Below are 21,893 nucleotides of genomic sequence, written 5' to 3'. Positions count from 1 at the left end.
CTTCGAGCCATTCCCCGTGTCCAGGAACAGAACACCACACCCAAGCGCCCCAATCCTTCACACCCGACCGGCCCGAACCTCCACACCCGGCCGCCCGGCCCGGCACCCCCGCACAGCCCCGAACCAGACGCGACAGCCCCCCGAAACTGACACCGCCACAGCCCCTCCACAGCCGCCGAACCGGACCCGAGAGTCCCGCTCCCACTCCCGCTCCTGCTCCTGCTCCTGCTCTTGCTCCTGCTCCCCACGACCAACCTCCGTGGCCGACGACCCGCCCCCGACCTCCACTCAGCTCCTCATCGCTGCCCGCCTGAAGACCGACCGAAAAGCACGAGCGAGCCGACGACCTCGGCCCTCCCATCTCACTACCTCGTTATCGCTGCCGATCTTGGCGCAGAGCGACCATCCGCCACCCCGATCCCGCCAACGCCTCCGCAGCCATTGCCGGGCTCCCCGAGCAGCTCGATCGGCGCCCTGTCGGCGGCAAGGACTCTCGACGACCAGGTCGCCGCAATCGGTGGAATCGTGGAATCTTGGAATCGGTCAAAGGCTGCGGTGCGGGTTCTTCGGGGGCCTGCTGCCCTTGATGGACGCGACCATGTCGAGGACTTCGCGGGTGGCGGCGACGTCGTGGGCGCGGAAGACGCGCGCGCCGAGCCAGGCGGAGACGGCCGTGGCGGCGAGCGTGCCGTTGAGGCGGCGATCGACCGGCAAGTCGAGGGTTTCACCGACGAAGTCCTTGCGGGACAGGGCGACCAGAACCGGCCAGCCGGTCTCGGTGATCTCGTCGAGGCGATGGGTCAGGTCGAGGGAGTGGTAGGTGGTCTTACCGAAGTCGTGGGTGGGGTCGATCAGGACCCCATCGGCGCGGACCCCGGCCTCCACGGCTGCCTCGGCCCGCCCGATCAGTTCGGCCCTCACCTCGGCGACGACGTCGCTGTAGACCGGCTTGGAGGCAACGGTCCTGGGTTCGAGGCCGCCGGTGTGGGAGCAAACGAGGCCGACCCCGGTGTCTGCGGCGACCTTTACGACGCCGGGGTCCCAGCCCGCCCAGGTGTCGTTGACGAGTTCCGCCCCGGCGGCGACGGCCTCGCGGGCGACCTCGCTGCGCCACGTGTCGATGGAGATGACCAGCTCGGGGTGGGCGTCGTGGACGGCGCCGACGAAGGGCACGACCCGTTCGATCTCCTCGGCGACGGAGACCTCGGGCCCCTCGCCGGCCTTGACGCCGCCGATATCGACGATGTCGGCGCCGTTCGCAACGGCGCTCGCGACAGCTGCCAGGGCCGCGTCGAACTCGAAGGTGGCCCCGGAGTCGTAGAAGGAGTCGGGAGTGCGGTTGACGATCGCCATCACCGCGTAGTCGCCCTCACCGAAGGTCCTTCGCCCCAATTTCAACGCGCGCATCCGTCTATGCTGGCAGCCGAGTTCGATATCCGCCAGTGAAGGAACCATGATGCCCGTCTTCGATCGATCTCACACCGATGACCTCGCCGAATACATCGCCGCTTCGCCCACGCCGTACCACGCGTGCGCGGTCGCGGGGACACGGCTGGAGGCGGCCGGGTTCCGCCGGCTCGCCGAGGTCGACCAGTGGCCTTCCGGGCCCGGCGGCTACTACGTCGTGCGGGACGGCTCGATCATCGCCTGGCGCCAGGGCGACGCGATCAGCGGTTTCCGGATCTTCGGCGCCCACACCGACACCCCCACGCTGAAGGTCAAGCCGAGGCCGGACACGGGTTCGGGAGGCTGGAAACAGGTTGCGTGCGAGGTCTACGGCGGTGTGCCGCACCAGACGTGGCTCGACCGTGATCTGAGCGTGGCCGGGCGCCTGGTCATGCGGGACGGCACCGAGGTGCTCGTCCACGTCGACCGGCCGGTGCTACGGGTCCCGCGCCTGGCGATCCATCTGGACCGCGGCGTCAACGAGGGACAGAAACTCAACGCGCAGTCGCAGCTGACGCCGATCTGGGGCCTCGGCTCCTACCGCGAGGGCGAGTTCCTGGAGTTCGTCGCCGCGGAAGCTGGCGTCGACGCGGGCGACGTGCTCGGCTTCGACCTGTTCACCGCCGCCTGCGACCGGCCCTCGTACCTCGGCAAGGACAACGAGCTGTTCGCCGCCTGGCGGCTGGACAATCTGCTGAGCACCCACGCCGGGCTCGCCGCGCTCATCGCCGCCGAGCCTGCCGAGGACGTGCCGATGTTCGTCTCCTTCAACTACGAGGAGATCGGCTCGATGACCTACTCGGCGGCCCAGGGGCCGTTCCTGGAGACCGTGCTGCGGCGCCTCATGGGCGAAGACTTCGCGACCTACGCGCGGGCGATGGCGAATTCGCGGATGATGTCGGCCGATACCGGCAACGCCTTGCACCCCAACTACGTCGAGAAGCACGAGCCGGGGCACCGCCCGATGCCGAACGGCGGCCCTATGATCAAGGTCAGCGCCAACCAGCGCTACGCCACCGGCGCCGAGGAGCAGGCGATGTTCACCCGCGCCGCCGAGCACGCGGGGATCCCCTGGCAGTTCTACGTCAACCGCAACGACACCCCCGGCGGCACGACCATCGGGCCGATCTCGGGGACGCAGCTGGGCGTGCTCACTGTGGACGTCGGCGCGCCGATCCTGTCGATGCACTCCTCGCGGGAGCTGTGCGGCGCCGACGATCCGGCCTACCTGGCGGACCTGGCACTGGGTCTCTACAGCTGCGCCTGATCCCCGGTATGCTGACCCGGGCGACACCCTGAGGGAGGCACCGTTGAGTTGGCGGACCGAATTGGAGCGTGCAGCGGCGGCGCTTCGCGACGTGGCCGGGGCCGCCGACCGGGCCGATCGCCTTCTCGCGGAAGAGGAATCGCGCCTGGCGGTGACTGACATCGAGCGGCGGCGCCGGGAGCTGTCGGCGAAGCTGCGCGGCGCGGCCGAATCCGCGGCCACCGGCTGGCTCGGCGCCGAGCTCCACACGGTCACAGGAGACACTCCCGTGTGGTCGGATGAACCGTCTTCGGGCGCGGTACGACTGGGCACGGCCGAGCTCGACGGCGATCCGGTTTTCCCGGCGTTGGCCGACCTGCTCGGCAACGGCCACTTGGCCGTCGACGCCGACGCCGCCGATCCGCGTGTCGCCGGGTTCCTACAGAGCCTCCTCGTGCGCCTCGTCGCCGCCTACCCGGGTCTGGAGCTGAGCCTCGTCGACGGTGTCACCCTCGGGCAGGTCTTCTCCCCGGCGACGCCCCTGGTCGACGCCGGACTCGCCGAACCGGTCGCCACCGACCACCTCTCTCTCGGACGGGTCTTGACCGACGCCGAGAAGCGCCTCCAGGAGATCCGCGACATCGCCGCGCGCGGCCAGTCGATCGCGAACCGCCCATACCACCTCATCGTCGTCGCCGGCATGCCCCCGCAGGTCGGCCGCACCGTCCGCGAGCGCATCGCCGCTCTCGCCCACGCGGGTCCGGCCGCCCGCACCCACCTGGTGCTGTGCGGCTGGCGCACCGACCACCTCGGCGAGACGCTCCCGGCCCTCGAACACACCGTGCATCTGCGGGTGGACGAGGATGTGCGCCTCGGCGAGCTGCCGCTGCCGGTCCGGCTCGACCAGACTCCGTCGCCGAGCCTGACGCGTACCGTGTTCGACGCGCGCGCCTCCCAGCGCAAGGCGGCCTCCACGCTCAGCGTCGCCGACCTCGTCCCTGCCGAGATCTGGTCGGAGTCGAGCCGCCACGGACTGGCCACCGTCATCGGCCGCGACCCCGGAGGCGACGTCACCGTCTCCTTCGACGACGCGACGCCGCACTGGCTCATCGGCGGGCGCACCGGCGGCGGCAAGACCGTCTTCCTCCTCGACGTCCTCTACGGCCTGGCGACCCGCTACTCTCCCGACGAGCTGGAGCTGTACCTGCTCGACTTCAAGGAGGGCGTCTCGTTCACCGAGTTCACGCCCTCGGCGGTCGACGAGTCGTGGATCCCGCACGTCAGGGCCGTCGGCGTCGAGTCCGACCGCGAGTACGGGGTGGCCGTCCTCCAGGCGCTGCGCGGCGAGCTGTCGCGGCGCGCCGGGCTCATGAAGCGAGCCGGGGCCACCAGGCTCGCCCGGCTGCGCGAGCTGCGACCGGACGTGAAGCTGCCGCGCATCGTCGCGGTGGTCGACGAGTTCCACGTGCTGTTCTCCGGCAACGACCGGCTCGCGCGCGAGGCCGTGGCACATCTGGAGGAGCTGGCGCGCAAGGGCCGCTCCTACGGGGTCCACCTCGTGCTCGCCTCCCAGACGATTTCGGGCATCGAGGCCCTGTACTCCAAGAAGGACTCGATCTTCGGGCAGTTTCCGCTGCGCGTAGCCCTGCCGGGCGCCAAGCACCTGCTCGCCGACGACAACGACGGCGCAGAAGCGATCACCGTCGGGCAGGCCGTCGTCAACGACTCGGGCGGCATCAAGGGCCGCAACCGGACCTGCTTCTTCCCCGACGCGTCCTCGGCCGAAGCGCTTCTGGCCGGGCTGCGCCGCACCCTGTGGGAGCGGCGCGAGTCCGATGTAGAACCGGTGGTGTTCCGGGGCTTCGACGAACAGCATCTGGCCGACGACCCGAGCTACGCGGCTCTGGGACCGAACCCGACGCCGCGGGCGCTCCTGGGCCGGGCCGTTGACGTGGGCGTCACCACCGTCGGCTACCACTTCGACCGCAGTCCCGGGCGCCACCTGGCCGTCCTGGGCACCACGCCGGTCGCCGCCGACGTGCTCGCCGCGGCCGCCGTCTCGCTCGGGCAGCAGCACGAGCCGGGCAGTGTCGAGTTCCGGATCGCCGCCACCGCCGCGGGCGCGGAGGACGTCGCCGCCGCTGCGCTGGCGGCGCTGGAGACCGGCGGGCACCAGTGCCGGAGCCTGGAGCCGGGCGAGATCCTCGCCGACCGCTCCGGCCCGGCCTACGTCGTGTGGTTCGGCGCCGACGGGGCCGACGGCAAGACCGCCCGGCTGCGCGAGCTGCTGCTGCACGGCCCGGCCGACGGCGTACACCTGATCGGATGGTGGCGCGGCGCCCGGCGCTTCCTCGACGACATCGGCGGCGCCGCGAACCGCGAGCACTGCGCGGGCCTGGTCGCGCTCAACATCGCGGCCTCCGACCTGGGCGCGGTCACCGGTGACCCGAACAACGGCTGGGAGTCGCGCGCGAACCGCTGCCTGGTCATCGACCGCCACACAGGGGCCGAGACTCTGGCCGTGCCGTACGTCAGGCCCGGCCGGCTCGACGAGTACGGAGCCGAATGATGAGCGAACTGAGCGTCTACAACGATCTCGTCCACGAGCTCGCCCGGCTCGACGCCGACACCGCCGCCAGCGCCGAGCAGACCCAGAGGCGGCTCGCGAGGCGGCGCGAGGCCCTGGAGGGGCTGCGGACGGCCCTGGACGAGGAGGTCGCCTCGCTGGCCGAGGGATGCGCGGCGCTGCGCCGGCCCGTGCCCGACCTCGCACCGGCCGAGAACGACGGCGAGGACGTCGAGGCGGTGCTGCGCGACGCGCGCGTGCGCCTGCGCGAGGCCGCGGACTTCCGGCTGGCGACGATGCGGGCGGCGCAGCGGCCGACGTTCCTGCCCGGCGCCCATCACATCGCGCGCGAACTGATCGTCTACGGCGGCGCCATGGTCGCCTGCCTGCTCGGACAACTGCTCTGGCTGAACGCGAACGGCGGTGTCGGCTCTTCTTGGTGGGTCGTGTTCATCCCGCCGGTCGGCGCCGCGCTCGTCGGATACGTGCTGGTCGGGGCGGCGAACAAGCCGCGTATGCCGATGTTCGACCGCGGCGGCAAGCCGATCAAGCCGGTCGTGCCCCACAACCCGCGTCTCGGGGTCACGCTGGCTGTCGTCACAATGGCGATATTCGCTTATCTCGCGTTCTTCGCGTAGAGCTTTGGAGGATCCTGTGGGCATCGTTCTGCCGGTCGTGGTCGCGGCCATCGGTGTGTGGGTCGCGTTCGCCATCGTGGTCTGGGCCACCGGTGAGGACGGCCTGCGCGACGACGCCCCGGAGGGCCCGCCGCCCGGGCTGGGCGAGGAGGGGCCGGTCACGGAGTCGTCGGTCGCGGCGCTGCGGTTCGACACGGGTCTGCGCGGCTACCGGACCGACCAGGTGGACGCTGCGCTGCACCGGCTGGCTTGGGAGGTCGGGCGGCGCGACGAGCGCGTCGAGGAGCTGGAGCGGGAGCTCGCCGCCGCGAAGGCGCCGGTGCCCGACGACGGTCCCGAACCCGCGGAGTGAGGCAGGGCGCGAGCGCCGAGGGACGGCGAGGTCGCGGGGCGTGACGTGATGGGATTTGGGCATGCGTTATTGGCTGCTGGTGTTGAACGAGGACGACTTCGCTGAGCAACAGGCCTACGAGGTCGACTCAGTCGAGCCGGGCGCGGGTGTCCCGGCCCTCGCCGGGGACGGCGACGAGGTCGCACTCGCCGGTCCGGGCGGAGTCTTCGCGCTCGGCGAGATCAACGGCGGGGCCGTCGCCTACCGCCGCCGCTTGGAGGAGCTGTCGGCCGTCGCCGAGGGTGCCGAGGAGGGCTGGGGCGAGTTGAATCCGGACGCGTGGGAGCGGCTGGTGCGGGCGCTGCCGGCGGCGGAGCGCAGGAGCGACTGGCTGGTGAGCCTGTCGCTTCCGGTGGAGGCCGGTGACCGGGCGGAGGCGGTGCGCCGGTTCTGGTCGTATGCACGCACCTTGGGCCCGACCGAACTGCCGACGTTCGTCGCCCCGTACGGGCGCGAATTGGAGGGCACGGCGTTCCTTCTGGGCGCCGAGCATGAACAGGACCCCGAAGAATAGGCCCGGTACCCAGGGACGATTCCGAATATCCGTATTGACCCATATAGGCGATTTCTCCGCAACTTTGTCACATACCCGGAGGGGCGAGTTGGCTCTCGCGCACGTCATCGGGGAAACTTGATCTAGCAACGTCGAGTCGCATCCGGCGACCTTGGATCGAGGGGAGACGAATATGGCGGCCATGAAGCCGCGGACCGGTGATGGCCCGCTGGAAGTCACACAGGAGGGCCGCGGCGTCATCATGCGGGTCCCACTGGAAGGTGGCGGTCGTCTCGTGGTCGAGATGACGCCCGAGGAGGCCGAGACCTTGAACAAGGAACTCCAGGGCGCCCTCGAATAGCCAGACCTGCAACGCCACCCCACTCGGCGGTCACCCCGCCGCCGAATTGACACTGAAGGCCCGCCTCGGCAGTCTGCCTGAGGCGGGCCCTCGTCGTTCCCGCATCGGCGGAAGTCACGCGGTCGCCGATCCTTGTGCCGTTCTTGCGTCCATGGGCGACAATGGGACCAACGGAACGGACCCCCGCAAGAAGGCCCCGTACCCACGAGGGGACAACACATGAGCTACGGCACCGATCGACCCCACGCCGCGCCCGGCGGGCCGCCCCCGCCGCATGCGCCGCAGCCGCAGACCTCGGCCTGGTGGAATCCCGGAGCGCCGGGCGACCCGTGGCGCGACCCGGGCAGCCGCGCCTTCATCGAGACTCGACCCGCCCCGGCCGCTCCCCCGATCGAGCCGCTCCGGCCGCGCCCGGTCCAGGCTCATCGCGTCGGACTGGGCCTGGTCGTCACCGTCTCCGCGATCGTCTCCCTCATCGCCGGCACCCTCGGCGCGGCCATCGGCATCTGGGCCACCCGCAGTGACACGCTCGGCGGCACCATCTCCGGCGCCGATCCGCAGGTCCAGCGCGACGCCGAGTCCGTCGCCGGCGTCGTCGCGAGCATCATGCCGTCGGTCGTCACGGTCCTGACCTCGGGCGGCGGCAACGGCTCGGGCTTCATCGTCAGCGAAGACGGCTACATCATGACCAACCATCACGTGGTCGTCGGCAGCGGCTCCGAACCGGCCCAGGAACTCAACGTCCTGTTCAACGACGGCGATCTCGCAGTCGCCGAGGTCATCGGCTCCGACCCCGACTCCGACGTCGCGGTCCTCAAGATCGACGGCGACGACCACCCCGCGATGGTCCTCGCCGACTCCGACCAGATGGCCGTCGGCGACCCGGTCCTGGCCATCGGCGCGCCCCTCGGGCTGTCCTCGACGGTCACCGAGGGCATCGTCTCGGCGGTCGACCGGCCGGTCCTCACGCAGAACTCCTCGGGTGAGGTCGAATCGGTCATGGCCGCGATCCAGACCGACGCCGCGATCAACCCCGGCAACTCCGGGGGGCCGCTCACCGACTTCGGCGGGCAGGTCATCGGCATCAACACGGCGATCGCCTCCACCGCCGCCGAGGGCGAGCAGGCCGGCAGCATCGGCATCGGCTTCGCCATCCCGATCAACCAGGCCAAGCGCATCGCCGACGAGATCGTCGCGACCGGTTCGGCCTCCCAGACCGTCATCGGCGCCGAGCTGGGCGAGTCGACCCTCGGCGTCGGCGTGACGCTGACCCGGATCCTCCCCGACTCCCCTGCCGCGGCGGCCGGGCTCCAGGACGGCGACGTCCTGACCAGCTTCAACGGCAAGACCATCACCGAGAACACCGAGCTGGTCGCGCTCATCCGGAAGCTCGCGCCCGGCACCACCGTCACCATCGTGTACGAACGGGACGGACAGGAGTCCAGCGCCCAAGTCACCCTGGCGGCCGCAGACGACTGACCCGTGATGAATGCTTTACCGCTTGTGAGCTTGGAAGATCCGCAGCCGTCCGCCTTTGCATTGCCTGAGGCAAGCGAATACTCTTGGCTGAAGTTCTCCAGCTCCTGAGAGGTCGACGTGTTCGGAAACATAGGCGGGACAGGCTTCCTGGTCCTGATCCTCCTCGCCATCTTCCTGTGGGGACCGGACAAGATCCCGCATGCGCTGGCCAATCTCCGCAAGTTCATCGCCAAGGCCCGCCAGATGGCGTCCAACGCCGCCGCCGACCTCAGCCGCGAGATCGGCACCGACATCAAGCCCGAGGACCTGAACCCGAAGACGTTCGTCCGCAAGCACGTGTTGAGCGAAGAGGATCAGGAGATGCTGACCAACCCGCTCAAGACCACGATGAAGGACCTCGAGGACGGCACCAAGCCGCTCAAGGAGGACCTCGATTCGGCCGCCAGCGGCCTGGACGACGCCCGGCGCAGCGTGAACGGCCAACGGCCGCGGCACAGCGCCCCGAAGGCCGTCACGGGCGAGGCCCCGGCCCCGAAGTCCGACTCGGGCGACGAGCGCGCCGCGAGCCGCTTCGACGACGCCACCTAGCCCCGGCTGATCATCGGCGACTGTCGGTGCCGTCTGCGACACTGCCGGGATGATAGGCAAATGGCACGGACTCATCATCGACTGCCCGGATCCGAAGCGGCTCTCCGCTTTCTATCGTGAGCTGCTCGGCATGATCGAGGTGCAGGACGACGGCGACTGGGTGGTCATCGGCGACGCGCCCGACCGGCCCGGGATCGCGTTCGAACGGGCGGAGGTCTACCTGGAGCCGACCTGGCCCGACCCCGAGGTCCTGCAGCAGATGCACCTCGACGTGAAGGTCGACGACCTCGACGAGGGTGAGCGGCGGGTTCTGGAGATCGGCGCGCGGCGCCTCGAAGGAGGCGGCGAGGCGTTCCGGGTCTTCGCCGACCCGGCGGGACACCCGTTCTGCCTGGTCCTGTTCTAAGACCACGACAGAGCGGCGCGAGCTCTCGCTCGCGCCGCTGTTGTGAGTCTAGAAGCTCGTGCTGGTCGCGGTGCCCGCGAGGCCCCACAAGACCCAGACGAGGCTGGCCAGCACGAGGGTGATGACGCCCAGCACGACGCCGGCGACCGCCATGCCCTTGTTGGTGGCCTCACCCCGGTTCGCGCGGGCGACGCCGACGCCGCCGAAGCTGACTGCGAGGATCCCCAGGACGATGCCGACGATGCCGCACCAGGCGAGCACGATGCCGATGATGCCCACGACCATGCCGGCGGTGCCGAGGCCGTTCGTGGGCTGTGGCTGCGGCATGCCGCCGTATCCGGGGGCCATCGGCGGCGGCATCTGCGGAGGGCCGTAGCCGGGCTGCTGAGGCTGCTGAGGGCTGTAGCCTCCGCTCTGCGGGCTCGGGGGTTGCGAACCGGGCTGGTTGCCGTACGGGTCGTACTGGAAACCACCCTGGCCGGACTGGTCCGGAGGCGGAGGATATGACATCGCTGCAACACTCTCTGTTCGGGCGGAAACGACACAGGCGTTCACCATATACAACCTGTGCCACTACAGAAATGCAAGGGTTGCTCGCCTTATCGGAGTCGCGCCCTTCGAAGGGACCCGAATTCGGACTCAGGCAACCGCGAACAGACGCTAAGCGAGTCGTAACGCGCCGCGGTGGAGGACCTTGCCGCGCAGGACGATGAGAGCCGGTTCACGGACGGCGGCGAGGTCGACGCGCGGGTCCGAGTCGTAGACGACGACGTCGCCGAGGTCGTCGGGCAGGCCGAGCCATCGGCGGGCGTCCCAGGACGCTGCGGCGAGCACCTCGGACACGGGGATGCCGGCCTCGCTGTGCAGCAGGTGCATCTCCTCGGCGGCCAGACCGTGGTCGATCCCGCCGCCGGCATCGGTTCCGAGGTAGATCGGCACCCCGGATTCCCAGGCGGCGCGCACGACGTCGGCGAAGCCGGCCTTGAGGCGCCGCATATGGTCGGCGTAGGTCGGGAACTTCGCTTCGGCGCCCGCGGCGATGTCGTCGAACGTCTCGATGTTGATCATGGTGGGCACCAGCGCGGTGCCCTGGGCGGCCATGAGGTCGAGCAGATCGGTCGACAGCCCGGTGCCGTGCTCGATCGAATCGGCCCCGGCCTGGACGACGCAGGCGACGGCTTCCTCGGAGAAGGTGTGGACGGCGACCTTGGCGCCCACTGCGTGGGCGGCGCCGATCGCGGCGGTCAGGATCTCGGGCTCGAAGCTCGGCGCGAGGTCGCCCTGGCCGCGGTCGATCCAGTCGCCGACGAGCTTGACCCAGCCGTCGCCGAGCTTCGCCTGCCTCGCCAGCTCGGCCACGGCCTCCTCGGGCTCGCATTCGATCCCTATGCCCCGCAGGTAGCGCTTCGAGGCGGCGACGTGGTGTCCGGCGCGGATGAGCCGCGGGATGCCGTCCTCGCCCACCAGTTCGGGGTAGTCGAACGGCGAGCCCGCGTCGCGGATGGCCAGAACGCCGGCGTCACGGTCGGTGTAGGCGAGGGACCTGGCCTCATCGAGGTCGGCGATGGGGACCGGGCCGCGACGGATCCCGATATGGCAGTGCGAGTCGACCAGTCCCGGCAGTGCGTACCCCGAGGTCGCGACGGTCTGGGCGCCGGGCACCGGTTCGAAGCCGATCCGGTCACCGTCGATGTAGAGGTCGCGGACGGTGTCGTCGGGCAGCCAGACCACCCGGAGATGGAGCGGCGGCACGGCTACTTGTTCTTCTTCTGCTGCTTCATGAACTGCTCGATGTCGATATCGGGCAGATCGCCCTGGTTCAGCTTCGAGAGGTCGGGCATCTCGCCGGGCGCGCCCGCGGGCAGCTGCGGCGTCCCGGCCGGGCGTCCGCCGCCGCGGCGCACGACCTTCTTCTTGCCCTTCTTTCCCTTGCGCTTGCCGTAGGGCGACTTGGTGGCCTTGCCACCGCCGCCGCCCACTCCCATCGCGCCGGTCATCTGGCGCATCATCTTCTGGGCGTCCTTGAAGCGGGTGAGCAGCTGGTTGACGTCGGAGACGGTGACGCCGGAGCCGTTGGCGATGCGCAGGCGCCGCGAGCCGTTGATGACCTTGGAGTTGCGCCGCTCCTCGGGGGTCATCGAGCGGATGATCGCGGTGGTGCGGTCGAGCTGCTTGTCGTCGATCGACTCGATCTGGTCCTTCATCTGGCCCATGCCCGGCATCATCTTCAGGATGTTGCCGATCGGCCCCATCTTGCGGATGGCCTGCATCTGGTCGAGGAAGTCCTCCAGGGTGAAGTCCTCGCCTTCGAGGAGCTTCTGGGTCATCTCCTCCTTCTGCTCGGTCTCGAACGCGGCCTCAGCCTGCTCGATGAGGGTGAGCATGTCGCCCATCCCGAGGATGCGCGAGGCCATCCGGTCGGGGTGGAAGACGTCGAAGTCCTCGAGCTTCTCGCCGGTGGAGGCGAACAGGATCGGCTGGCCGGTGACGTGGCGGACCGACAGCGCGGCGCCGCCGCGGGCGTCGCCGTCGAGCTTGGAGAGGACCACGCCGGTGATGCCGACGCCGTCGCGGAAGGCCTCGGCGGTGTTGACGGCGTCCTGGCCGATCATGGCGTCGATGACGAAGATGGTCTCGTCGGGCTTCGTGGCGTCGCGGATGTCGCGGGCCTGCGCCATCATCTCCTCGTCGATGCCGAGGCGGCCGGCGGTGTCGATGATGACCACGTCGCGGCCGGCCTTCTTGGCCTCTGCGATTGAGTCGGTGGCGACCTTGACCGGGTCGCCGACGCCCGAGCCTGGCTCGGGGGCGTAGACCGCGACGCCGGCGCGATCGGCGATGATCTCCAGCTGCCCGACCGCGTTGGGTCGCTGGAGGTCGGCGGCGACGAGCAGCGGCGAGTGTCCGTCGCCCTTGAGGTGCTTGGCGAGCTTCCCGGCGAGCGTGGTCTTGCCGGCGCCCTGAAGGCCGGCGAGCATGATGACGGTGGGCGCCTGCTTGGCGTAGTTGAGGCGCCTGGTCTCGCCGCCGAGGATCGTCACGAGCTCCTCGTCGACGATCTTGACGATCTGCTGGGACGGGTTCAGGGCCTTGGAGACCTCTACGCCTTTGCACCGCTCCTTGACCTGGGCGACGAAGGTCTTGACCACGGGGAGCGCGACGTCGGCCTCGAGCAGCGCCAGGCGGATCTCGCGGGCGGTGGCGTCGATGTCGGCTTCGGTCAGACGGCCTTTGCCGCGGATGGACTCGAAGATTCCCGACAGACGTTCTGACAAGGCGTCGAACACGGGCGAACCTCTCGGTGGTGTTGAAGCTGGGTACTCATACGAGCTTAACGGGCATGGGTCTGAACGCGAAAAGGACGGCCGCCCAGCCGTGAGGCTGGGCGGCCGACCGCAGGGGGTGGGAGGTGGTTACGCCTCGATCTTCTCGGGCGCGTCGGCCTCGGAGGTCGGGGCGGTGGTGATGGCCTCGCCGTTGACGGGCAGGTCGTAGCCGGCCTCACCGTGCTCGGCGGCGTCGATGCCCGCGAGCTCCTCTTCCTCGCTGATCCGGACACCAATGGTGTACTTCAAGATCAGGCCGATGATGAGGGCTGCGACGAACGAGAAGGCGACCACGGCCAGGACCGCGATGGTCTGGTAGCCCAGGAAGCTGAACTCGCCGCCGTAGAAGACGCCGTTGACTCCGGCGACCCCTTCGTAGGCGAACAGGCCGACCGAGATCGAGCCCCAGATGCCGGCGACCATGTGCAGGCCGACCACGTCGAGCGAGTCGTCGTAGCCGATCTTGTGCTTCAGGCCGATGGCGAGCGGGCAGATCGCACCGGCGACGGCGCCGAGGGCGATCGCGCCGAGCGGGGTGACCAGGCCGGCGGCCGGGGTGATCGCGACCAGGCCGGCGATGACACCGGAGCAGGCGCCGAGCACCGACGGCTTGATGCCGCGGATCCGGTCGATCAGGAGCCAGGCGAGGATCGCGGCGGCCGTGGCGACCTGCGTGTTGAGCAGGGCCAGTCCCGCGATCGAGTCGGAGACGAAGGCCGAGCCGGCGTTGAAGCCGAACCAGCCGAACCACAGCAGGCCGGCGCCGATAACGACCAGGGGCAGGTTGTGCGGCGCGAAGTTGCCGTCCTTCCAGCCGATGCGGCGGCCGACGACCAGGGCGAGGGCGAGGGCCGCGGCTCCGGCGTTGGCGTGGACCGCGGTGCCTCCGGCGAAGTCGAGGACGCCGAGATCACCGATCCAGCCGTCGCTCCAGACCCAGTAGGCGACCGGGGCGTAGACCAGGACGACCCAGGCGGTGGCGAAGATGACCCAAGCGCTGAACTTCATGCGGTCGGCGACCGCGCCGGCGATCAGGGCGACGGTGATGATGGCGAACATCATGCCGAAGGCCGACATCGCGGCAGTCGAGACGCCGTCGTCGTTGATCGGTGCGTCAAGGATGTACTGGGCGCCGAACGCGGAGCTGAAGTCGTTGCTGAACAGCAGGTTGCCCCCGCCGTCACCGACGGCGATCGATTCGCCGACGAGGACCCATGCGATCGAGACAATGCCGATGGCGACCAGGCACTTCATCATCATGTTGATGACGCTCTTGGCCCGGGTCAGGCCGCCGTAGAACAGGGCAAGACCGGGGGTCATGAGCAGAACAAGGGCGGCTGAGATCAGGATCCAGGTGTTGTTACCAGTATCGAGCTCGGGCATTGCCGCCTCCTCTCTCCAGAGATAGGTATGTCGGGCTTCAAGGTCTTGGTTCCGGCTTTCGAGGGGAGCAACGCTGCTCGGGGTAGGTGTCACGCGCCGACCGAAGGGCCGTCATGGCCCGCGAGCCGCTAGCGGCAAGCGGCCGGCGCGTGATTCTCCTACCTACCGGAGTCATGTCAGCTTCACTGCGACGTGTTACGCGACCCGAGCCGTCGTGTTAAGAATTCGTCGCGAAAGATTTCAAACGTGTGAACTCCTGCTCACGGCCGCCGATCCGACCGCAACTCCAGGCACGCGAGTGACCTATGGACCTGTAGGGGCGGTTTCCGGTGAATGGTCGGGCGGCCCGGCGACCCCGGCGAGCCTTTACCGCGACATGACCATCTCGTTACCGAATCGTATCCTTCGGGGAACGCCTGCCGGGCACCGTGACTCACGTTGCGAACGGTGCCAACTACGCTGGCACAGGGCAGCCCGCCGGACCGGGCCGAAACGCCACTGCTCCGGCCTCCCCCACGTACGGTGCCGAGCGGCGGGCAACAGCAGACTAGAAGGTGACCGACCGCAATGAGCGCTGAGCCGAAGAAGGCAGCCAGCATTTGGGATGTGGCCAAACTGGCCGGCGTCTCGCACCAGACCGTCTCGCGGGTCGTCAACGGCTCGCCGAGGGTCGCCGCCGACACCCGGGACCGGGTGCTGGCCGCCATCGCCGAACTGGGCTACCGCCCCAACCGCCTCGCCCGGACCCTCGCCGGCGGCGCCGCGCAGTCCCTCACCGTCCTGACCGCCGACACCTCGCTCTACGGCAGCGAGGCGTCGCTGCGCGGCATCGAGAAGGCCGCCCGCGCGGCCGGATGGAGCGTCTCGATCTCGGTGCTCGACCCGGCCGAGACGCACTCCGACGCCGACATCGTCGCCCGTCTGCCCCGCGCAGGCGAGCCGACCATCGTGATCGCCCACGACGAGCCCGGCATGCGAGCAAGGCGCACGCTGCTGGAGGCGCAGCCGCAGGCGATGGTCGCCGTAGGCGAGTACACCGGCAAGGAGTTCGACGAGCCGTGGCTCATCGGCCTCGACGACGGCCAGGTCGCCGGCGAGGCCACCCGGTACCTGCTCGAACTCGGCCATGAGACCGTCCACCACCTCGCCATTCCCACGGCACTGGGGATCGAGGCCGACCGCAAGTCGCACCGCGCCGAGGGCTGGGCCGACGCGCTCCGGCAAGCCGACAGGCCGGTCCCACCGGTGGTCCACTCGGGATGGACGATCTCGGAGGCGTTCGAGGCGGTCAAGCCGCTGGTCGCCGACAAGTCGGTCTCGGCGATCCTCTGCGGCAACGACGACCTCGCGCTCGCCGCGCTCCGCGCCGCCCACCTGAGCGGACGCGACGTACCGGGCGACCTGAGCATCGTCGGCTTCGACAACGCACCGTTCGCGGCGTACACCACCCCGGCGCTGACCACCGTCAACCAGGACTTCGAGAACGTCGGCAAGGGCGCGTTCGAACTGCTCAGGCACCGCCTCGACAGCTCGCTTCCCAAGCCCACCCCCACATGGCGCGCGCCGGAGCTCATCATCCGCGAGACCTCAGGACCGCCGCCGCGCCGCTAGGTCCGGACCCGAACGGACGGACGGCTCGGTCAGCGGCATTGGCCACGAGCGTCCTGCGGCACCCGAGTGCGACACTCTTGACCATGATCAAGGGTTTCAAAGAGTTCCTCATGCGCGGCAACGTCGTCGAGCTGGCGGTCGCGGTCGTCATGGGCGCGGCGATGACGGCGCTGGTCGCCTCCTTCGGCGAGGCGTTCCTCAATCCGCTCATCACGCTGTTCACCGGCGGTGCCGCGATCGGCGGCAGCTTCAGAGTCGACGGCGTCGAGTTCCCCTACGGCGTGTTCCTCAACGGCCTGCTGGTCTTCTTCCTGACCGCCGTGGCGGTGTACTTCGTGATCGTGCTGCCGTTCAACAAGATCCGCGCCCGCATCATGACCCACGAGGAAGAGGCGAAGGTGGAGCGCGAGGAGCAGATCGTGCTCCTGGAGCAGATCAGGGACGCCCTGCTGGAGCAGCGGCGACCGTAATACCGTCGGCGCCGCCAGGCGGCGCGGACCGGCAGCAGCGGACGCGAGCCCTTGCGGCAGTCGCACCCACGTGGGACGGTGATCTGGAATTGCAAACCGACCCTCGAAGGAGCGGTTCACATGCCGACCTCCATTCCTCTGGGCGCCCCGATCTGGGCCGACGGCAACGCCCCGGACCTGGCGTCCGAACTCGCCTTCTATACCCGGCTCTTCGGCTGGACGACCTTCGACAGCGGCGAGGAGTTCGGGCACTACACCGAGTTCTGCCTGGGCACCAGTGCCGCATCCGCCCGAGCCGTGGCGGGCATGGCCCCCAATCAGTCCGACCAACCGGACAAGCCCGCGAGCTGGGGCGTGTCGTTCCACGTGCAAGACTGCGTGGCCGCCGCCTCCCAGGCCGAGAAGCTCGGGGCCGCCACGATCACGCACCCCATGCGCATCGGCGACGACCTGGTGTACGCGAACATGCGCGACCCCGACGGCGGCGTGTTCGGGCTGTTCGAGCCGCTCAACGACGCAATGGGGTTCATGGCGTACGGCGAGCCGGGCGCTGCGGCGTGGTTCGAGTACGTCTTCGACGGCGTCCCGGCCGAAGCGATGCAGTTCTACTCCGAGTTGCTCGACTGGTCGATGTTCGTGCCCTCGTGGGTGGACCCCGACGACCCGGCGCCGTACACGGACCTGCGGGTCCGCGAGTCGGGAATGGGCTTCGGCGCCTGCCGCGCGGCGGCCGGGCCCGAGACGGAGCTGCCGCCGCAGTGGCTCGTGTGCTTCGCGGTCGAGTCGGTCGACCGCGTGAGCGCCAGGGCGCTGGAGCTGGGCGCCTCGGTGGTGATGCCGCCCGGCGACGAGGCCGAGATGCGCAGCGCGACTCTGGCGTCGCCGACGGGTGCGCTGTTCGGCGTGGTCGCCGAAGCGTCTTAGCGCGGACCCGCCGTCACGTCGCCGACCCCCAAGACGCCGAGCTGGAGCGCCGTCCGCACCGCCTAATTTGACCGCCCGAAGGGCCATCCGGGCACTGCCGACGTTGGCGCAGAGGACCACCGGCAGCGGATCGCACAGCCGCATCGCCAGCGCCACCTCCTGGAGGGTCGAGGTCGAGTCGTCGAAACCGAGGATCACCAGATCGGCCTTCGACAGGGCGTTGCACGCCTTCAGGTGGCGGTACTGCCCGAACTGGCCTCGAACGACGATGCCCTGGTCCCGGGTCAGGGTGTCGATGATGACCGAACGGTAGAAGTCGACGGGATGCACCACGACCGTCTCCAGCGGCGCCAGTTCAGGTATCGCGGGGCGAACGCCTGATACCGCTTGCTCACCGAGCATGCGGGATTCGGTCAGCCGGCCGGTCATGCGGTCGAGATCGGGCCCCAGTTCCTGGGGTAGGGGTTCGGCGCTCACCGTGATCTCCTTGGGGTCGAATCGGATGAGTCGGGCACGGTGGGCAGGGGGCCATGGGGGCCGTCACTCGGCTTGCAGGTTGGCGATCACCGACGACCGCGCCGCCGACGCGGCCGGCAGGAGCGACGCGGCGACCGCCGCGGCCAGTGTCGCGCCGACCAGGACCGCCATGTAGGCGTGGGGGATCTCAAGGGACACCGGCTGGTCGGCGGCGATGACCCTTATGGCGCCGTAGGCTCCGGCGAGTCCCAGACCAATGCCGATGGCGGCGCCGAGCAGCGACACGAACACCGATTCGGCGGTGACCATCGCCCGCAGACCGCCTCTCGTCGTCCCGAGCGCGCGCAGGGTTCCGTGTTCCTTGACGCGCTCGTACATGGAGAGGCTGAGCATGTTGGACAGGCCGATGACGGAGATGACCGCGGAGAGGAACAGCAGCGCGAGCATCGAACGCAGGACCAGATCGATGCCCGCGGTGCGACTCTCCCGGTAGGACACCAGATCATCGACCGCCATGGCCGGATACGCCGCGGTGACGGCCGTGATCGCCGAGGCGCTGGGTGCCCGTTCGAGGATCTCGACAGAGGTCGGCGGTGTCCGGGGCAAAAGGGCGGCGGCCGTCGCCTCGTCGGTGAGGACGTCGAACGCGGCCAGGGGCGCCGGGTCGTCGCCGACCGGGTAGACGCCGGTCACCGTCGCTTCCACGCCGTTGATTTCGATGAGGTCGCCGGTCGCCCAGCCTTCGCGTTCGGCCGCCGGCTCGGCGACGGCGACGGTGGCGCCTTCGCCGAACGCGAGATCGATGCCCGCCCGTTCGGCGATGGCCGGGGCGGTGGAGGCGACGTTCAGTCCCTCGGCCGTGCCGGTCCTCCGCGGGTGGACCACGGTCAAGGTGTCCACGTCCCGAAGGTCCGCGACGAGTTCAGGGGTGATCTCGGCCCCGGCGACGGAGTAATCCGCCGGATACTCCTCGACCGCTTCGCGTTCGACGCTGGTGCGCGCCGAGTGCGCGCCGATGAGGATGGCCGACACCAGAGCCGTGCAGAGCACGATCGCGGCGGCGGCGGAGGCCGCGCGGCGCCGGTTCCTGCCCACGTGGCGCACCGCGAGCCGAACGGGCGAGCGCCCGAGGGGCAGTCGGTCCAGTGCCCGGGCGAAGAGCGGGACGACGGCGGGAAGGACCATGACGACCCCGAAGAAGCCTGCGACGCCGGCGAGCGCGAGTAGCGGGAGTCCCGCTTCGAAGGACATCGCCCAGGCCGCCGCTCCCCCCAGGATGAACGCGGTGCCGCAGGCGAGGCGAAATCGCCCGATTCGGTGCGACGCGGCCGCGGCCGTGTCGCGGAGCGCGGCGATCGCCGCGGTGCGGGCCGATTTGAAGGCGGGGACGGCCGCGCTGGCGACGGTCACCGTCACTCCGGCGGCGATGGTCAGGGCGGCGGCGGGGAGGTCGATGACGCCCAGCTTCGCGGCCGGAGCGCCGGTCGAGGACAGGACCGCGGCGAGCGCTCGGGCGATGCCGCTGCCGGCCGCGAGGCCGATGAGGGCCGCTGCCTTCTTTTTTGTTCTCTCACAAGGCAAAAGACGCAGAGCGGCTGTCTTGCGTTGCAGCCCAACACCATCGAATCGTCCCCGACACACCGCCATCACCCCAGCTCAGACATCAAAGTCCGGCTGTAGTACTGGCGGGGTCCAGCAGTAGTGGAAGGCGAGCTTGCCGCTGGAGCGGTGTTTGCCGACCAGCAGTGTATGGCCGGGGCTGGCGGTGTCGAACCAGTACCAAGCGTAGGCCCGCTCGCCTTTCGATCCTTTCCCGGCCGAGGCCGCCCGCCAGTGCCAGCGCGTCGAAGCGAACTGCTTCACGGCCTGCTCGCAGGTGAAGGTGCCGCGGGACCCGAAGTCGAGGATGTGGGTCTTCTTGACGCGCGGCACGTAGTCCTGCCCGATCCGCTCGCACCAGCGGCGCAGGACGGTGCAGCCTCCGTAGACCTCGTCGCCGGCCACGAAGTCGAATCGGACACCGTCGCGGATCGCTTCGCTCAGCAAGTCGATCGCGATCCGGCCCTTGGCACGGGCACGGCGCATCGATGCGGACAGGCCCATCGCCGCTCGCACGAGGGCATCGGCGAGCTGGAATGCCGGGATCCACAACCGGTGGGCGATGAGCGCATGCCCTGCGCCTTCGACCACGTAGGCGAGGTGGACGGTGTTGATCCCGGTTGGCGACCCCGTCCGCGCAGCCCATGTGCTGACGCTGCACTCCAGCGGTGGCACGGCCTTTCTTGACCTGCCCGGTCTCATCGATCGCGCCGATGCGCAGTCGGGAAGCGGCGGCGCGGTCGTCGAGGGCGCAGGCCGCGAAGCGCCGGACCGCGCTCATCACCGCATCGTGGTCCTACACCGCGCCCGCCAACAGGTGCTGCACCCGGTCGGGCCGAGCGTGGCCGATCCACTCGGCGATACTCCACCCGTTGCGTTGACCCAGATCGGACATCAACGCCCGCATATACTGGCCCGCATTCCACCGCGACTCGATCCGCGCGAAACACGTCGCCACCGACGCCAAGAGCGCCCGCAGCACCGCCTCGCACGAGGAGACCGCTACCCTGGAATCCGCAGCCGCTTGCCGCTTTCCATGTGTCACAACGAGGAAGACGCCGAGTGGCTGCTTCTTGTTGCGCTGCAGCCACATCAGAAACAACACACAACCCTGCCATCATCGCAGGTCAACTACCGAAGTCCGGCGGTAGTACCGCTTGCGGCGCCACGCTACGCTGGCTTGCATGCGAATCGAAAGAAAGTCATATGTCGCCCAAATTGCGGTCGTGATTGTGGCGTCGTTGTTTCTCGTCGGATGCGGCGGTTCTGAGTCCGGACCTGATGATCCGTCGCAACCGACCGAATCGAATCAACCCCAGAACACCGAGCAGTCTGACGACTCCAGTGGCGACGAGCCCGACGCAGCACTGGGCACCGGAACCGCCACGATCGACGGTGTGACATACTCGTTCCCCGACGTGCGAGAGTGCGAGATCGATGGCGACACATGGGGTGAAGGCTGGCGCCATTTCCTCGGTTGGTCCGAAGACGGTCACTCCCTGTTGGAGGTCACGGTCGCGAACGACGAGAGTCAGGCCTTGGGCGCCACGTCGTCGCTGACGATCACCATTGGTACTCAGGAAGCGAATACCGTCGACGGGGCGAACCCGGATTCCGAATGGTCCGATCAGTTCGTCGGCAACGAGGATTTCGGTGCGGACCTTTCCCCCAACGGGGCGGCGGGTACCACTGGCGTCGGGATGGCTAGCGGCGAAACCGGTTCCGCGCAGTGGGCGTTCAGCTGCACATAGTGAACCTGTCCTTCTGCCTGAGTTCAGTTGTCGTGCAACGGATGTCGAGCTGACTTCGCACAGTCCCGTCCTGACACAGCACGAGAGCCCCTGATAGAACAACAGTTGCTGAAATCCGTTGCCTACCAGGAGCTCTCGTGCTATGTCCACCCTGCCGCGCAACCGCTGTCCACCTCGACCCTGAGCCGCGTGGCCGCGCTCATCCGGACCCACCGCGGACCATCGGCTCACGGTGGCCGACCCCGAACGCTGGCACCCAGGCCCTGCTCACCCTCGCCTACCTGCGCAAAGGCGAACGCTTCGCCGACCTCGCCGCCGGACTCCGATGGCCGGTCGAGGAGTGTTTCGAGGCCGCCAAGGACGACTTCGGGCTCGACCAATCCCAGGTCAGGACCTACACCGCCCTCAGGCGCCACACCGTGCTGGTCTGCGCGGCCCTCGCGATCTGCTCGGTCACGGCCGCTCGCCTACGCACCCGCACCGACCGGCGCGCCCGCGCCGCCCGCGCCACCGACGAAGCGCCTCCCCAGGATCCGGGCCAGGTCCCGTTGACAGTGCCCGAGATCCGCCGCCTCTGGGCCGCCAGCCACGCCCCCCCGCCACAGTGAAGCCCATCGCTGGCACTGGTCATGGTGGACAAGACGCCACCAAGCCCGATCACAGTGGTACCACCAACGCCGCAACCTCAACATCTGGGAGGAGTTTCAGGAGGTCACCACGTGAAATCCGGCTGTAGTA

21 protein-coding genes and 1 pseudogene are annotated in these 21,893 nt (G+C 69.3%); 14 read left to right on the top strand and 8 right to left on the bottom strand.

Translation table 11 applies throughout. The annotated features are described in order from the left end of the window. Positions 1–543 precede the first annotated feature (543 nt). Positions 544–1,407, bottom strand: coding sequence for a dihydropteroate synthase (gene folP, locus L0U85_RS16615; RefSeq protein ID WP_241378874.1), 864 nt, complete (start codon positions 1,405–1,407; stop codon positions 544–546). Positions 1,408–1,453: 46 nt separating this feature from the next. On the opposite strand from folP, the gene L0U85_RS16610 reads away from it, so the two are divergent. The 9 genes from L0U85_RS16610 (at position 1,454) to L0U85_RS16570 (ending at position 9,614) form a co-directional block, all read left to right on the top strand. After that, complete coding sequence (locus L0U85_RS16610) at positions 1,454–2,713, top strand: M18 family aminopeptidase (protein WP_347177467.1); 1,260 nt, start codon at positions 1,454–1,456, stop codon at positions 2,711–2,713. A gap of 43 nt (positions 2,714–2,756) precedes the next feature. Beyond that, positions 2,757–5,261: an FtsK/SpoIIIE domain-containing protein gene (locus L0U85_RS16605; RefSeq protein WP_277605929.1), complete on the top strand. Its 2,505-nt coding sequence runs from the start codon at positions 2,757–2,759 to the stop codon at positions 5,259–5,261. Beyond that, positions 5,261–5,896, top strand: a complete 636-nt coding sequence (locus L0U85_RS16600) for a hypothetical protein (protein WP_241378872.1) — start codon at positions 5,261–5,263, stop codon at positions 5,894–5,896. Before L0U85_RS16605 ends, L0U85_RS16600 begins: the two co-directional genes overlap by 1 nt. Positions 5,897–5,912: 16 nt before the next feature. Continuing rightward, entirely contained in the window at positions 5,913–6,248 is a 336-nt protein-coding gene (locus L0U85_RS16595; protein ID WP_241378871.1) for a DivIVA domain-containing protein, read from the top strand. Between the two features lie 61 nt (positions 6,249–6,309). Continuing rightward, complete coding sequence (locus L0U85_RS16590) at positions 6,310–6,801, top strand: hypothetical protein (protein ID WP_241378870.1); 492 nt, start codon at positions 6,310–6,312, stop codon at positions 6,799–6,801. 172 nt (positions 6,802–6,973) lie between these two features. Continuing rightward, positions 6,974–7,141, top strand: coding sequence for a DUF3117 domain-containing protein (locus L0U85_RS16585; RefSeq protein ID WP_081687227.1), 168 nt, complete (start codon positions 6,974–6,976; stop codon positions 7,139–7,141). 219 nt (positions 7,142–7,360) lie between these two features. Beyond that, on the top strand, positions 7,361–8,620 hold the full coding sequence (locus tag L0U85_RS16580) for a trypsin-like peptidase domain-containing protein (RefSeq protein ID WP_241378869.1): 1,260 nt from the start codon (positions 7,361–7,363) through the stop codon (positions 8,618–8,620). A 117-nt stretch (positions 8,621–8,737) separates the two neighbouring features. Then, positions 8,738–9,208 carry a hypothetical protein gene (locus L0U85_RS16575; RefSeq protein ID WP_241378868.1) on the top strand — a complete coding sequence of 157 codons (471 nt, stop codon included), beginning with the start codon at positions 8,738–8,740 and terminating at the stop codon, positions 9,206–9,208. 49 nt (positions 9,209–9,257) lie between these two features. Further along, a complete protein-coding gene (locus L0U85_RS16570; RefSeq protein WP_241378867.1) occupies positions 9,258–9,614 on the top strand; it encodes a VOC family protein in 357 nt (118 codons plus the stop codon). A 48-nt stretch (positions 9,615–9,662) separates the two neighbouring features. Here the strand turns inward: L0U85_RS16570 and L0U85_RS16565 are convergent, their stop codons facing one another. The 4 genes from L0U85_RS16565 to L0U85_RS16550 all read right to left on the bottom strand — a co-directional run bounded on the left by L0U85_RS16565 (position 9,663) and on the right by L0U85_RS16550 (position 14,323). Continuing rightward, positions 9,663–10,124 carry a hypothetical protein gene (locus L0U85_RS16565; RefSeq protein ID WP_241378866.1) on the bottom strand — a complete coding sequence of 154 codons (462 nt, stop codon included), beginning with the start codon at positions 10,122–10,124 and terminating at the stop codon, positions 9,663–9,665. Positions 10,125–10,274: 150 nt separating this feature from the next. Then, complete coding sequence (locus L0U85_RS16560; protein WP_241378865.1) at positions 10,275–11,366, bottom strand: amidohydrolase family protein; 1,092 nt, start codon at positions 11,364–11,366, stop codon at positions 10,275–10,277. Between the two features lie 2 nt (positions 11,367–11,368). Next, positions 11,369–12,901 carry a signal recognition particle protein gene (ffh, locus tag L0U85_RS16555; RefSeq protein WP_241378864.1) on the bottom strand — a complete coding sequence of 511 codons (1,533 nt, stop codon included), beginning with the start codon at positions 12,899–12,901 and terminating at the stop codon, positions 11,369–11,371. Between the two features lie 126 nt (positions 12,902–13,027). Then, complete coding sequence (locus L0U85_RS16550; RefSeq protein ID WP_241378863.1) at positions 13,028–14,323, bottom strand: ammonium transporter; 1,296 nt, start codon at positions 14,321–14,323, stop codon at positions 13,028–13,030. A gap of 567 nt (positions 14,324–14,890) precedes the next feature. Here L0U85_RS16550 and L0U85_RS16545 point away from each other — a divergent pair. The 3 genes from L0U85_RS16545 (at position 14,891) to L0U85_RS16535 (ending at position 17,328) form a co-directional block, all read left to right on the top strand. Next, the gene (locus L0U85_RS16545; protein WP_241378862.1) at positions 14,891–15,934 is read left to right on the top strand and encodes a LacI family DNA-binding transcriptional regulator; all 1,044 of its coding nucleotides are present in this window, start codon (positions 14,891–14,893) and stop codon (positions 15,932–15,934) included. Between the two features lie 83 nt (positions 15,935–16,017). After that, a complete protein-coding gene (gene mscL / locus L0U85_RS16540) occupies positions 16,018–16,404 on the top strand; it encodes a large conductance mechanosensitive channel protein MscL (RefSeq protein ID WP_241378861.1) in 387 nt (128 codons plus the stop codon). A 120-nt stretch (positions 16,405–16,524) separates the two neighbouring features. After that, the gene (locus tag L0U85_RS16535; protein ID WP_241378860.1) at positions 16,525–17,328 is read left to right on the top strand and encodes a VOC family protein; all 804 of its coding nucleotides are present in this window, start codon (positions 16,525–16,527) and stop codon (positions 17,326–17,328) included. A 540-nt stretch (positions 17,329–17,868) separates the two neighbouring features. On the opposite strand, the gene L0U85_RS16530 is transcribed toward L0U85_RS16535, so the two are convergent. The 3 genes from L0U85_RS16530 to L0U85_RS16520 all read right to left on the bottom strand — a co-directional run bounded on the left by L0U85_RS16530 (position 17,869) and on the right by L0U85_RS16520 (position 20,509). Next, a complete protein-coding gene (locus L0U85_RS16530) occupies positions 17,869–19,386 on the bottom strand; it encodes an FtsX-like permease family protein (protein WP_241378859.1) in 1,518 nt (505 codons plus the stop codon). Positions 19,387–19,461: 75 nt separating this feature from the next. Then, positions 19,462–20,079: a transposase gene (locus tag L0U85_RS16525; RefSeq protein ID WP_241378858.1), complete on the bottom strand. Its 618-nt coding sequence runs from the start codon at positions 20,077–20,079 to the stop codon at positions 19,462–19,464. Between the two features lie 121 nt (positions 20,080–20,200). Next, positions 20,201–20,509 (bottom strand): hypothetical protein, encoded by a 309-nt coding sequence (locus L0U85_RS16520; protein ID WP_241378857.1) that lies wholly within the window; start codon positions 20,507–20,509, stop codon positions 20,201–20,203. 79 nt (positions 20,510–20,588) lie between these two features. Here L0U85_RS16520 and L0U85_RS16515 point away from each other — a divergent pair, with 79 nt between their 5' ends. After that, complete coding sequence (locus L0U85_RS16515) at positions 20,589–21,155, top strand: hypothetical protein (RefSeq protein WP_241378856.1); 567 nt, start codon at positions 20,589–20,591, stop codon at positions 21,153–21,155. A gap of 108 nt (positions 21,156–21,263) precedes the next feature. Further along, positions 21,264–21,475, top strand: a pseudogene (locus L0U85_RS16510) (hypothetical protein); the annotation flags it as partial. Between the last annotated feature and the right edge of the window lie 418 nt (positions 21,476–21,893).

Origin of the sequence: Glycomyces sp. L485 (assembly GCF_022548875.1) — a bacterium.
Classification (GTDB): Bacteria; Actinomycetota; Actinomycetes; order Mycobacteriales; family Micromonosporaceae; genus Glycomyces.
The sequence above is the reverse complement of the archived record's forward strand: the minus strand, read 5'-3'. Positions and strand labels throughout refer to the sequence as shown.